Annotated in this window: 12 protein-coding genes; 11 read left to right on the forward strand and 1 reads right to left on the reverse strand. The window is 38.5% G+C overall.

Features of this window, described 5'->3' with window-relative positions; genetic code table 11:
* The first annotated feature begins 72 nt into the window (after positions 1-72).
* The 10 genes from ACQ4MX_RS17995 to ACQ4MX_RS18040 all read left to right on the forward strand — a co-directional run bounded on the left by ACQ4MX_RS17995 (position 73) and on the right by ACQ4MX_RS18040 (position 9962).
* The gene (locus ACQ4MX_RS17995) at positions 73-1962 is read left to right on the forward strand and encodes a glycosyltransferase (protein WP_431086425.1); all 1890 of its coding nucleotides are present in this window, start codon (positions 73-75) and stop codon (positions 1960-1962) included.
* Between the two features lie 14 nt (positions 1963-1976).
* Entirely contained in the window at positions 1977-2987 is a 1011-nt protein-coding gene (locus tag ACQ4MX_RS18000; RefSeq protein ID WP_431086426.1) for a Gfo/Idh/MocA family oxidoreductase, read from the forward strand.
* Positions 2948-4087 carry a DegT/DnrJ/EryC1/StrS family aminotransferase gene (locus ACQ4MX_RS18005; RefSeq protein WP_431086429.1) on the forward strand — a complete coding sequence of 380 codons (1140 nt, stop codon included), beginning with the start codon at positions 2948-2950 and terminating at the stop codon, positions 4085-4087. Before ACQ4MX_RS18000 ends, ACQ4MX_RS18005 begins: the two co-directional genes overlap by 40 nt.
* 30 nt (positions 4088-4117) lie before the next feature.
* Positions 4118-5125, forward strand: coding sequence for a hypothetical protein (locus tag ACQ4MX_RS18010; protein ID WP_431086431.1), 1008 nt, complete (start codon positions 4118-4120; stop codon positions 5123-5125).
* A 122-nt stretch (positions 5126-5247) separates the two neighbouring features.
* Complete coding sequence (locus tag ACQ4MX_RS18015; RefSeq protein ID WP_431086432.1) at positions 5248-6663, forward strand: hypothetical protein; 1416 nt, start codon at positions 5248-5250, stop codon at positions 6661-6663.
* An 82-nt stretch (positions 6664-6745) separates the two neighbouring features.
* Positions 6746-7144 (forward strand): flagellar protein FlaG, encoded by a 399-nt coding sequence (locus ACQ4MX_RS18020; protein ID WP_431086434.1) that lies wholly within the window; start codon positions 6746-6748, stop codon positions 7142-7144.
* A gap of 12 nt (positions 7145-7156) precedes the next feature.
* The gene (fliD, locus tag ACQ4MX_RS18025) at positions 7157-8656 is read left to right on the forward strand and encodes a flagellar filament capping protein FliD (protein ID WP_431086437.1); all 1500 of its coding nucleotides are present in this window, start codon (positions 7157-7159) and stop codon (positions 8654-8656) included.
* 20 nt (positions 8657-8676) lie between these two features.
* The gene (fliS, locus tag ACQ4MX_RS18030) at positions 8677-9069 is read left to right on the forward strand and encodes a flagellar export chaperone FliS (protein WP_431086440.1); all 393 of its coding nucleotides are present in this window, start codon (positions 8677-8679) and stop codon (positions 9067-9069) included.
* A 3-nt stretch (positions 9070-9072) separates the two neighbouring features.
* Positions 9073-9411, forward strand: coding sequence for a hypothetical protein (locus ACQ4MX_RS18035; RefSeq protein WP_431086441.1), 339 nt, complete (start codon positions 9073-9075; stop codon positions 9409-9411).
* Between the two features lie 353 nt (positions 9412-9764).
* Positions 9765-9962: a cold shock domain-containing protein gene (locus ACQ4MX_RS18040; RefSeq protein WP_013373372.1), complete on the forward strand. Its 198-nt coding sequence runs from the start codon at positions 9765-9767 to the stop codon at positions 9960-9962.
* Positions 9963-10148: 186 nt separating this feature from the next.
* Here the strand turns inward: ACQ4MX_RS18040 and ACQ4MX_RS18045 are convergent, their stop codons facing one another.
* Positions 10149-11642: a hypothetical protein gene (locus ACQ4MX_RS18045; RefSeq protein ID WP_431086442.1), complete on the reverse strand. Its 1494-nt coding sequence runs from the start codon at positions 11640-11642 to the stop codon at positions 10149-10151.
* Between the two features lie 438 nt (positions 11643-12080).
* Here ACQ4MX_RS18045 and hpf point away from each other — a divergent pair, with 438 nt between their 5' ends.
* Positions 12081-12641 (forward strand): ribosome hibernation-promoting factor, HPF/YfiA family, encoded by a 561-nt coding sequence (gene hpf / locus ACQ4MX_RS18050; protein ID WP_431086444.1) that lies wholly within the window; start codon positions 12081-12083, stop codon positions 12639-12641.
* The last annotated feature ends 178 nt before the right edge of the window (positions 12642-12819 follow it).

Here is a 12819-nt window from a genome sequence, read left to right on the forward strand (position 1 = left end):
AATTACTCATCTAAATATGACCGATATAAGGAGTAACGATAACTATTTTTTAGTGAGAGGAAATTCTGATATATGTATAAAACAATTGCATTATGTATGATTGTAAAAAATGAGGAACAGTATTTAAGAAGATGCCTAGATAGTGTGAAGGACAAAGTGGATCAAATCATAATCGTAGATACAGGCTCGACCGATGCGACGGTGGATATAGCGAAAGAATATACAAATGAAGTTTATAACTTTAAATGGGTTAATGACTTTTCTGCTGCGAGAAATGAAGCGATTAAATATGCGACATCAGATTATATTTTGATTATGGATGCAGATGAATATTTGGATGAGAGCTCAGACCTAAAAGCGGATGTAAGTTCAGAATGTGATTATTATTTCCTGAAAGTTCATAACTTTTTTTCTCAGGGTCAAAAAATAGAGCATACCTCTATACGACTTTTTGCTAATTCTAAGGGATTGTTTTATCGCAATCGGCTGCATGAGCATTTGAATAATTTAGACGAGGATAAGAAGGCATTTACAAGCGATTTTGGAAAATCGTATCTTTTCCATACAGGGTACACAGATGAAATGATGCAAGACAGAGATAAACAAAAAAGAAATTTACCTTTAATGCTACAGGAAGTAAAGGAAAATCCCAATGCTTATAATTTGTTTAATATGGGCAGAACCTATAAGTGGGTTGGGGAGCACGAAAAGGCTATACAATATTTTAAAAAGGCGTATCCATTAAGTACTAATTTAATTATTGTGTCTGATCTTTTGACCAATTTAAGCCACTGCCTAGTTTCTTTAAAAAGAGAGTTTGAGGCTTTACAGATACTTAATGATGCTACTGCTCTGTATCCCAATGAAACAGATTTACGTCACACGCAAGCGCTTGTGTTCTCGGAGGTTCATTACTATAAAGATGCTATAGCAACACTAGAAACATGTTTACAACTCGGAGATCAAGGAATAACAATAACGGAGGGCAATGGGGGATTCATGGCATATTATAGATTGGCAGAATTGCATGAGAAAAATTATCGCCTTTTGCTAAGCTATGAGCATATCGTTGAATGCGTTCGAATAAAAAAAGACTTTTTGGCTGGAATCGCAAAGTATTTTGAGATTGTGACCATGGCCAGTATCCCACTGACTGATGTTTATCAGAATTTTAATCAGATATATCGTATCTCAGCCATTAAAGAGCTTAAGGTTTTACTTGAAGTGCTTTATGCTTTACGGCATCCTATATTGAACAGATATCTCAGTGACTATAAAGTTAATCCCGAAGATAATGTTCTGGTGGTAGCAACTCAGTACGATAAGCAATATGACAAAGCAAAATCAATGTGGTTAGGAATGGAAAATATTGATGCGGAGAATGGTGAAGATATTTTGCTACTTGCACTAATTCTCAAGGATTCTGAGCTTTTCGAATTATCCAGATCTTATTTGAATTTAAGTGTAAAAGAAGCAAAAGTGCTTCGAAGCATTATTATGAACCACGAAATAGATACACCGAAATTTACAACATACTTGGAAAATACACTAGAAAAACTAGTTGATCGCTTGTTAGTACTCCAAGAGTATGAGATTTTTCAATGTATTTTAGAGTATATTTGGTTAGGTTCTTTAGAACTTAAATACAATACTTTAGAAAAAATGATCAGGTTTGGTTTTAATGAAGTAGCTATTGACCTTTTAGTTAAATTATTAGAGGTTAATCCTACTGATGAGAAAATAATAAGATTATTGGGAGATGCTTGTTTTAATTCTGGTTATGTGGAAGATGCACAGCTTCTTTATACAAAGTTATTAAATCTTTCCCCTGAATATAGCTCTTATGAAAGAAGCTATCGTTTGTACGAGCAATTAGAAGATAAGGAAATGATGAAGAATATTGTTGATAGTATCAAAAATAAATTTCCACTTTGTTTGTGGGTTCATGAAATAGCTAACTAAGGAAGGTGAGGGAAATGAAAGTTAGAGTTGCTGTCATTGGTACAGGTAATATGGGTCTTCATCATATACGGAATTTATACCATAATCCTAATGTGGATTTAGTTGGCGTGGTAGATATTGATGAAGAACGAATAAAGCAGGCGCAAAAATTTTTTAGTGTGGAAGGGTTTAAAGATTACAGAGAACTTCTAGGAAAAGTTGATGCAGTAAGTATAGTAACACCAACAAGTACGCATTATGAGATTGCTAAGTTTTTTCTCGAAAATCGTGTAAATGTTCTTTTGGAAAAGCCCATTACTCAAGAGATCCGCGATGCTGAGATGCTTATTGAAATATCAGAGAAAACGGGTAGTCGACTGGCTATTGGGCATATTGAGCGTTTTAATCCTGTCATGACAGAATTGAAGAAGCTACTTAATGGTAAAAAGCCTGTCTATATAGATATCCATCGGGAGAGCCCTTTTGATCCTCGAATCTTTGATACAGATGTGATATCTGACCTTATGATTCATGACATTGACTTAATATATTATTTGCTCAATGAACCTGTACAGGTTATATCTGCCCAGGGCGTATGTGTTCATTCTGATAGGAATGATTTAGTAAATGCACAACTTATAAGTCGAAGCGGTGTTCTTATTAGCATAACTACGAGCCGCGCTACTGAGCAAAAAATAAGGTCATGGAGAATCATTATGCCCGAAAAGTTAATTGAGGCAGATCTTTTAGAGCGTAAGCTCTATCTAACCCGTAGAACATCAGTAGGAGTGGACTTATTTCAAACAGGTTTTGATCATAAATATACACAGGAGCAGATTACTGCGAAAGTTTTAGTTGCTAATCATGAGCCGTTGCATATGGAAATAAATGATTTTATTAAGTCTATACAAACCGGGGTTGCCCCCCAAACTGGCGGAATTGAAGGTCTTCAAGCCTTAAAAATAGTAAAAGAAATTCAAAAAGCGACAACAGGGGTTTCGAAATCGTGGGAATTACAAGAACAGGAGCTGAATATAACGATATGAGACATATTTCTATAGCAAAGCCGTCGATAGGAACAGAAGAAATTGAAGCCGTAACTCGAGTTTTGGAAAGTGGACAGTTAGCTCAGGGAGAGACGGTTTACCAATTTGAGAGAGAGTTTTCAGAGCATTTTGGCTATACAGGGTCAGCAGCGGTTGCCAATGGTACTGCAGCTTTGCATGTTGCCCTATTGGCTGCAGGTGTAAAGCCAGGAGATAAGGTTCTAACTACTCCATTCACCTTCGTAGCAACTAGTAATGCTATATTATATTGCAATGCAGTCCCTGTTTTTGTAGATGTAGACGAGGCCAGTTTTAATATTTCACCGGAAGCTATACGTAAGGCAGCCAATGATTTTCCCGAGGCAAGATATCTTCTGCTTGTTCATTTGTTTGGACAATCTTGCGAAATGGACAAAATAGCTGAAGTAGCTAAAGAATTTAATTTAACTATTATTGAAGATTGTGCTCAAGCCCATGGTGCAACTTATCAATCCAAGCCAGTAGGTACATTTGGATGTGGCGGCACGTTTAGCTTTTATCCTACCAAGAACATGTCTACTGGGGAAGGGGGAATGATTGTTTCTCAGGATACGCAGTTCTTGGATACTAGTAAATTACTAATCAATCATGGTTCAAAACAAAGATATGTGCATGAAGTACTTGGCTATAATTATAGAATGACTAATATTGCGGCAGCTATCGGTATTGAGCAACTCAAAAAAATTGATCAAATGAATTCTGCTCGCAGAAAAAATGCGGAATATTATTTCTCCAATATACACAACAATCTGGTTACATTACCATTTGTTCATGAGTATTCACATCATGTGTTTCATCAATTCACAATAACGACTACTTATAGAGATCAACTCGTAAGCTATTTAACTGAAAAAGGAATTGGGACGGGCATTCATTATCAATTACCAGTCCATAAGCAATTGCACATAAAAGAGTACTTGGCATCTGTTAAACAAAAGCAGTATTCATGTCCTACAGCAGATAAACTATCAGAGCAGGTTCTGTCTATTCCTGTGAATCCTGCACTGTCTATGGAAGACCTTGAGTATGTGGTTCAGACAATTAATAACTTTTCTGTATAACTGAAATTTAGTATGGTAGGGTGATCTTAAATGGAAATTGAATTACGTATGGACCCCATATTGTTATCTTCTATAGCGGAACAATTTAATTGCAAAGTTTTAGGGGACGATATTCTTATCTCGAAATTTGGTAATTTATCCAGTAGGACAAATATGCCTCAAATGCAGCTAAGTTATACTAATTCAGAAGTGTATGCAGAACAATTTAATAAATCTAATATTGGAGCCTGCATTGTTCATAGCTCCTTTGTAAAGTTGAAATCATGCAGTTTAGCAAAAAGTTACTTAGTAACTGATGAAAATCCTGAGCAGTTGTTCTATCGTATTTTCATGTATTTTGTTCATGAAAATACATTTCAAGTTATAGAAGAACGAAGAGGAGCTAATATTTTTTTAGCGAAGACAGCGGTGATTGGAGAATCAGTCGCTATTGGGGATGATTGTGTAATAATGGATAACGTGGTCATCATGCCTAACACTGTTTTGGGTGATCGGGTCGTTATAAAACCCAATACAGTTATAGGTGGAAATGGATTTCAAGTGAAAGATATAGGTGGAAAGAGGAAAGTTATTCCGCATGTGGGTGGTGTCTATATCTCTGATGATGTTGAAATTGGATCATGTGTGACGATCGATAAAGGTCTATTTGGAGAGTTCACAACAATTGGTAGTGAAGCAAAAATAGATAATCATGTATATATAGCGCATTCTACTTGTATTGGCAAGAGAACGATGATTGCTGGGGGAGTAGTGGTAGCAGGAGGGGTATCCATAGGTTCAAATGTATGGTTGGGTATACAGGTTTCAGTAAACCAACTTTTGACTATTGCGGATTATAGCTATGCAGGAGCTCATGCAGCTATAGTGAGGTCAGTGAGAGCTCATCAGAAGATAGTTGGTGTTCCAGCAAGAGCAATCGGATGGTTATGTACTTGTGGAAATGATTTATATCCAGCAAAAGAACCTTCAGTCTGGATTTGTCCCCAGTGTGAAAGTCACTATATGTTAAATGATAGTGGAAATATGAATAAACAATAGAAACTACAAGTTAAAGAATAGGATAAGTCTTAAGGAGATGAAGGATTATTACTACAAAAAATGGTATTGATATAATCGATCATTATAGCGATATTGAGAAACTAAATGTACTTAGAAATGAAATGGTTGGACTGAGTAGTGATGAAGAAATATTTAGTTGTATTAATATCCTGGTTGAATTCATTATTGGAAGCCAAAAATATTTAGTGTATCAAGAGTTCGAACAACTAACGGAGAGGGCCACTACATTTATTGAGTATTGTAATGGTGAGTATACACGAGAAGAAATGATCTCACTCTATCAAGGAGTTATATTTAAATGCAGTGAGTTTTATCAAGTTCTAAAAAATGAACATCGAATCAATGTTTATTTTTTAGGACAAGATAATCAAAATATTATAAGCAAATGTTTCCATGAAGAAAATACAGTATTCAAAGGGTTTTTCTCAAATGATAAAAGTTCATTACCTTTTTTAAAGGGAATGGTTGAGAAACCAGAGGCCAAATATCATGTTTTGATTCAAAATGTGGATGATATAAGTGAAGAACTAGCTGGTTTGCTAGCTAGTTTTGACGAAGTCATTAGTTATAAAAAATTGGTCCAGGAATTGATTGGTAATTTTGTGAGTCGGAAATATTATAGTAATTATGACTACTACTATTTATCCAAAAATATTAAGGAAAATACTGATTCAGAAATTTTAGCAGCAGGATCGTCTTATTCAATGTTTGGGCTTAGTGAACGCAGTTTTGATAAAAGTGTTTTGAATTTGTCTCTTGCTTCTCAGGATCTTTACTACAGTCGTAAAATCGTGAAAGAGGCCTTGAAGTATAGTCGAAAAATCAAATACTGTATTATAGGTATGTCCTACTACAGTTTTCACTATGATCTATCCAGAAGTAAAAAAGAAGCTGTGAATAGGATTAACAAGGTCTATTATCCTATTTTTAAGGATTCCCACCATTTCGAAGTAAAAGATAGTGTTACCTCATCTGATATGAATTTTGATAATAATTTAAGCTTTTTATATCATATTATATTCAATAAAATTAAATTAGACAAAACTATTGTTGATGCAGTAATTGTACACGATTCATACTTTAATAATAATATTAACAGAGAATTGTTCAGCTTACTCGGGAATATTAGATTGGAAGACATGGATCTGTCGCAAAAGGTAGCAGTAGGTCAACAAAGAGCAGAACAACATAATCAATTATTAGTCCATAATGAAACTGTAAAAGAGAATACTAATGTTTTGAAAAATCTTATCAATTATTTAAACGAAGAAAGGATAACTCCTGTCGTTGTGGCGTTCCCTGCGACGGAATATTACCAAAACTTTTTTGATCCCGAATTTAAAGCTGTTTTCTATGAAGTTATGAATAGTCTGGCTAATACGCACATATTTAAGTTAGTCGATTTATTTGATTCAGATGACTTTGTTGAGTCTGACTTTTTAGATATGGACCATCTTAATGAAAAGGGTGCTATTAAGGTTACCAATATGCTGAATATAGTATTAGATAGTCTTTAATATACTATTATAGTTTTATATTCTTCACAATATACTCTAAACAACCGATAAAATAATAAATAGGCCATCGGAGGTTGGAAGAATGAATCTGCAATTTTCGGTTTCAACGAATCAGATGAATGGACAGGCGAACGGTGTGTCTCAAATTAGTGAAGGTTCCACTGCTGGTAACAAAACAATTGAATCATTAGTAACTGCCATTAAAAGTGGATCAGCTTTAACTAAATTGGAGCAGCAGGGGGTTGCTATTCCTCTTGGAGAAGAGCAGCTTATCCGTGCTATAGACCGCGCAGTCAAAGCTCTTCAGGGGCCCACAACCACGTTGGAAATGAGTGTGCATGAGAAGACACATCAGATCTTGGTCAAAGTTCTCAACAAAGATACAGGTGAATTGATTCGAGAAATCCCACCTGAAAAGACTTTGGATTTAGTAGCAAAGATGATGGAAATTGCAGGAATTCTTATTGATGAAAAAGTATAAGGAGGTAATGAAATGCGTATAAACGGTTTCTCAGGAATGGATATAGACAGTATGGTCACATCAATGATGACTGCCAAAAGAGCTCCTTTAAACAAACTGAATCAGCAGAAACAGACATTGGAGTGGACACGTGATAGCTATCGTGAATTAAACACCAAAATTGTACAATTTAGTCAAAAAATGAAGGATATGAACCAGTCAGCTGCTATGAACACTCAAAAATCGACGTTAACTGGTAATACAACGGCTATTAAAGCGGAAGCTAATGCTGATGCTAGCTCTACACCTATGTCTGTAGTCGTTAACAAGTTAGCAACAAAGTCCAATATGCAAACCTCAACAGGCCTACGTACTGCCGGAAGCAGCACGGCAGATGCTACTAAAAATACAACATTGGAGCAAATTGCAGGTGGGAGTGCGTCAGATACTTATGAGTTAAATATCAATGACAAAACAATCACTTTTCTTAAAACTGATACAATATCTGCAGTGATCGGTCGTATCAATTCAGAAGGGGCGAACGTAACAGCAACCTTTGATGAAATCAGCGGTAAGTTCTCCATTACAGCTAAAGACTATGGGGATAGCAATAATATTAAATTAACAGGTGCGGACAAGCAGGTTAAAAGCAGTACGCTCATGGATTTATTCCAAATTAGTTCTACAGATGTAAAGGGTGCTGAAAAGGGAGAAGTTATAGTAACGAATACTGCGGATTCGAGTTCTAAAACTTATAATCCTGATAAGAACTCCCTTGTCGTTAATGGAGTGTCGCTGACTCTGTTAGAGACCACGGGAACCACTGGACCTGCCAAAATAACAACCCAATCAGATCCAACAAAAGCTATGGAGACCATTAAATCTTTTGTGGATACTTATAATGACCTATTAAGTACATTTAATACTAAACTAAGTGAACAAAAGTACCGTGACTTTCCTCCATTGACAGCAGACCAGAGAAAAGACATGAAAGAAGACGAAATTAAACAATGGGAAACAAAGGCTAAGAGTGGTCTTCTTAAAAATGACTCTATTATAAGTTCTGCTGTTTCATCTATGCGCATGACTATTTCTAGTAAATTAGGGGACTTGAGTTCAGTTGGTATAACCACAGGTCAATACTACGAAAATGGTAAGCTACAAATTAATGAAGAGAAGCTGAAGGCTGCTTTGACGACAGATCCCGATAAGGTTTTGAATATATTCCAAGGGTCGTCTGATGATGTAACCAGCAAGCCTTTGTTTAGCGAATTAAGAAGTAAGCTTGATACTACGTTGGACATGTTTGTAAAAAAAGCAGGTACATCGAAATTTGATACGAATGGCAGTATGACCTTTAAAACAGAAAGTGTAATGGGAGATCAATTAAAAGGCTATAATCGCCGTATTACAGATCTAACAAGCAGACTCAAAGATGCTGAAACTCGTTATTACAAGCAGTTTTCTGCCATGGAATCGGCTATGAGTAAGTACCAATCGCAGTCGTCCAATTTGACAAACCTTTTAAAATAGTCTAGAAAAGGGTGATTAGTTTGATTTCATCTCCTTATGAAAAATATAAACAGTCTTCAGTGCAGACATCTACTCCGGGGCAACTCATCATTATGTTATATGATGGTGCCATTCGCTTTGTAAAGGCTGGTCTTGAGGGAATATCATCCAATGATATTGCTAAAGCCAACATAAACCTGGGCAAGGCACAAACAATCATCAGCGAGCTAATGTCCACGTTAAATCATTCGTACGATATTTCCAAAAATTTATATGCTTTATATGAGTATATGAACTATTTATTGATCCAAACCAATATCAAGAAAAAGATTGAGTCAGGTGAAGAAGTTCTCGGTTATCTGCAAGAATTGCGTGAAACTTGGATTGCAGTGAACAAGCTGACGGCAGGTATGTCATTGTCATCGGAACAGTAAGCTATGATAAATGACGCTTTATCCCAATTGGAGCAACTAACCCAACAATTCATACTTCGACTGAATGAGACAAATTACGAGGAAGTTGAGATTTTTGTCGAAGTTCGTCAAATGAAGGTGGATAAATTGCTGAGTGTCTTGGAAAATACATCTATGACAGCGGAGCAAAAACGGAAATTAGAGTCTATTCTAAGGCATGATGCAATAATTGATCAGCACATGCAATCGCTAAAACAGGAAGCCCAAAATTGGCTTGTCCAGCGAAATATGGCCAAATCGCAACGCAGTGCTTATGAATCTAGCTATACGCCTGATAGCTTTCTGATGGATCGTAGGAAATAAATTTAAAAAGCTCTCGCCCAACACGTTTTATTGTGTGGACGAGAGCTTTTTAACATTTGTAAAGTCTCTAATAAGTTTAAGCGAATAGAAAGGACACATACAAAAAAATCTATCAATTTATCGTTTCAGACACCAAAATGTAGTTTAAAACATGATTAGTAAGTCTACTCTAGTCCAAGTTTTAATGGTTCAAGAGAACAAAGTTGTTGACTATTTACCCATTGTATTATATATGGAATAACTATACATGAAAACATTATCAATTCCAATTGACAATGGATAACCTTGGGTGGTATAGTCGGAATTGTAGGCGAGAGCCTCACTTCATTTGATGACGAAGGGAATGTTAGTGCATGCAAGGTAAAGTTAAATGGTTTAACGCAGAAAAAGGTTATGGTTTCATTGAAACTGCTGATGGCGGCGACGTATTCGTTCATTTTTCCGCAATTCAAACAGAAGGCTTCAAAACACTTGAAGAAGGACAAGACGTGGAGTTCGACATTGTCGAAGGCGCACGTGGACCACAAGCCGCTAACGTAACCAAATTATAATCATCCCCGGCATAGCCGACCTACATAATTGGTAAGATGGTTAGCAATGGATAACGCGCTAGCAACTGCCCTGGAATATATTCCAGGGCTTTTTTATGTTTTCTAGATGAGCAGATGTACATAAAAACATAAAAAAGCCCCTTACACGATGGTAAGGAGCTAGGCGATACACAGCACGGTGAAAAGTTACTCTACAGAACCGTCGAAGTCAGCCATCTCCACGAAAATGGTGTTGGAGGAAGCAGACTGCTTCTCTACGCGTCCGTTTGGATAGCGGAATTGATAGCGCAGGATGACTTGAGCGATTAGATAAGCACGAAGTGCGGATTCAATGTCCAAGGAAAAGACGATGACGGCCTTATGGTCTGGGTCAAGACGGCCCAACGGGATACCTTGGAGCAATTTAGGATATGGAAGTGGCACAGAGTTCACAGTGACCGTTCGCAGTAAAAGGAAATCTTCGGCTGCGAATGGTGCAGTGAGGAATAGCTCCTCCAGCGGAGTGTTACCAATGTTTTCCACGTTGACGGTAAAGGACAAGGTATCTTCTTGCCCGACACGTAGAGCGCTGGAGCTAAGTGTGAGTTTAGGAATAGCTGCGATGACGGTCACGCCGACGGTGTTGGATTGAGCAGTCTCTTGAACAGTTTCACCTCCGCTACGACGTGAGGTATACGCGACGGTGGCTTGGTTGCTGAAGGTTCCATCCACGGGTGCTTCGCGGATTTGGGCTTGTAGCGTAAGGATGACAGTCTCACCTGGAGCAATATCCGGGAGATTGGTTCCTGTGCCCGGATTAGCGCCTGACTGAGCTTCCTCCTGGATCGTCAGGCTGTTAGGTACGTAAATCAGTCCTTGCGGCAACGGGTCTGTGAACAATGGATATAGCGCCGGGATACCGCCTTTGTTCGTGATTTGTATGGTAAATGTGAGCGTATCGCCTACGGAGGCATCGGCGGTATTCGCATTTTTGATTAATTCAAGCAGTGGATATACGACTGGAGTGTTGATGGCATTTGTGGCCAGAGAGCCTGATACGGATCTTCCTCCAGGTAGTGTGAACGAATAGGTAAGCGTAGCCTGATTGACGATGTAGCCGGATGGAGGTGTTTCGGCCACGGTCACTTGATAAGTCAGCGTTAAGGACTGTCCGGGTTCCGCAGATCCGAGACCAACACCAACAGCAGGATCGGTCCCCAACAAGGATTGACCGTTCAACTGAATGATGCCAGGAACGAACAGAGTTCCAGCAGGAATAAAGTTTTGCAGGGTAACTTCGGTAGTTACGTTGCCAAAGTTGTTAAGCTGCACTGTGTAGGTAAGGGGCTCTCCTGCTACGGCCTCAGTATTTTCTGTGGAGATACTTACCGGATTGCTGGCGCTGGACAACACATTAGTGCTGCCGTTGGCATAACTTCCTCCCCAAATAAGCTCAGCATACAGCACCGTTCTGCCCGCAGGAAGCACAAGAAATGCTGTCGATGAGTTACTTGTAATTGCAGAGGTTGTGCCCAATGGATACGTGCCAAAGCGAGAGGCTGTATTGGTTGTGATGAAAGCGCCAATGCTGGTTACAGTTCCCGGTACTCCTACCGAAGCGGAATGGGCCAGTCCGAGCGTATTCCCTATAAAGGTAACAGCCCCCGTCTGGTTCGTTGCATAACGCTGAATAAAAGCCATGGATTAGCTTCCTACTTTCTATCCCTTCCAATATTTTCCGTTTGAAGGATCGTCGTTTGGGAAGAGCCAGCTAGGCTGAACGTAATAAACCTTTCGTATAAAATTGCCACGCATGGTAACTAAGTCGTGCATGCACCACAGGCCTGCATCGGATTCAGTGTGAAAAAGCCTCCCTCCTTTTTCGTTAAAGTAGCTGAGCGTAAAGCTGGGAATACATAAAATGTCACGATGCAGCAGATCAACTATTTTTATATGTGCTGATTATTCACATGTGTATGCAGGTCTCAATAAAACATGATCTTTTCAAAAAGATGAGATAGTCGCCAAGGGTTTTATCGAAAAAAGAAGATTTTTGTAAAATAGCTCCGAAATGTTGGGTGTTTTTTTACTTGGCGTTAACATATGTGCTATACTGAAGGGGCAAAGGAGGCGTGCCCTATGAACTTAACAGTACGAGGTCAACAGATCGAGGTTACCGACGCTTTGAAGGACTACGTTGATAAGAAATTCAGCAGACTTGAGAAGTATTTCGATGCACCCCCGACGTCTGACGGAAGTGTAACGTTAAGCACAACCAGAGATTTGCACACTGTAGAAGTAACCATTCCTTTGCCGGGGCTTGTACTCCGTGCCGAAGACGAAAGCGACGACATGTATTCGTCCATTGATGCCGTGGTAGACAAGCTTGAGCGGCAGATCCGCAAGCATAAAACCAAACTGAACCGTAAATTCCGTCAGGAAGGCAGTTTGAAGACCCTTTTTGTAGAAGGGACGGCAGGTGGCGTAGCTGTTGCTGAAGATGAGGATGCAGAATTGGATGAGCTGGAAGTCGTCCGCACCAAGCGTTTCTTATTGAAACCGATGGATGTGGAAGAGGCCATTCTTCAAATGAACATGGTTGGACATAATTTCTTCGTATTTGCCAATATCGATAACGAAGAAGTCAGCGTGGTTTACAAGCGCAATGACGGCAAATACGGTCTGATCGAACGGGAATAATCTGTAAGACAGGAACTTATCATGTTTTAAAATGAATAGAGGGTTCCCGATTGAAAGCATGCTTCATTGGAGATTGGGAAGAATGAAAATAACGACGAGCCTTATCCTTGCGAACCTGGCGGGGTAGGGCTCTTTTATATGTTTTTCTGAAAATGAAATGTAATTTTAATGCAAATAA

Origin of the sequence: Paenibacillus sp. 8b26, from assembly GCF_050626875.1 — a bacterium.
Taxonomy (GTDB): Bacteria; Bacillota; Bacilli; order Paenibacillales; family Paenibacillaceae; genus Paenibacillus.

Bases quoted from the DNA above. Each gene is read 5' to 3' on its own strand.
- ACQ4MX_RS18040 (WP_013373372.1), top strand. From the start codon at position 9,765: ATGCAAGGTAAAGTTAAATGGTTTAACGCAGAAAAAGGTTATGGTTTC.
- hpf (WP_431086444.1), top strand. From the start codon at position 12,081: ATGAACTTAACAGTACGAGGTCAACAGATCGAGGTTACCGACGCTTTG.
- ACQ4MX_RS18020 (WP_431086434.1), top strand. From the start codon at position 6,746: ATGAATCTGCAATTTTCGGTTTCAACGAATCAGATGAATGGACAGGCG.
- ACQ4MX_RS18000 (WP_431086426.1), top strand. From the start codon at position 1,977: ATGAAAGTTAGAGTTGCTGTCATTGGTACAGGTAATATGGGTCTTCAT.
- ACQ4MX_RS18010 (WP_431086431.1), top strand. From the start codon at position 4,118: ATGGAAATTGAATTACGTATGGACCCCATATTGTTATCTTCTATAGCG.
- ACQ4MX_RS18035 (WP_431086441.1), top strand. From the start codon at position 9,073: ATGATAAATGACGCTTTATCCCAATTGGAGCAACTAACCCAACAATTC.
- fliD (WP_431086437.1), top strand. From the start codon at position 7,157: ATGCGTATAAACGGTTTCTCAGGAATGGATATAGACAGTATGGTCACA.
- ACQ4MX_RS18015 (WP_431086432.1), top strand. From the start codon at position 5,248: ATGGTTGGACTGAGTAGTGATGAAGAAATATTTAGTTGTATTAATATC.
- ACQ4MX_RS18045 (WP_431086442.1), bottom strand. From the start codon at position 11,642: ATGGCTTTTATTCAGCGTTATGCAACGAACCAGACGGGGGCTGTTACC.
- ACQ4MX_RS17995 (WP_431086425.1), top strand. From the start codon at position 73: ATGTATAAAACAATTGCATTATGTATGATTGTAAAAAATGAGGAACAG.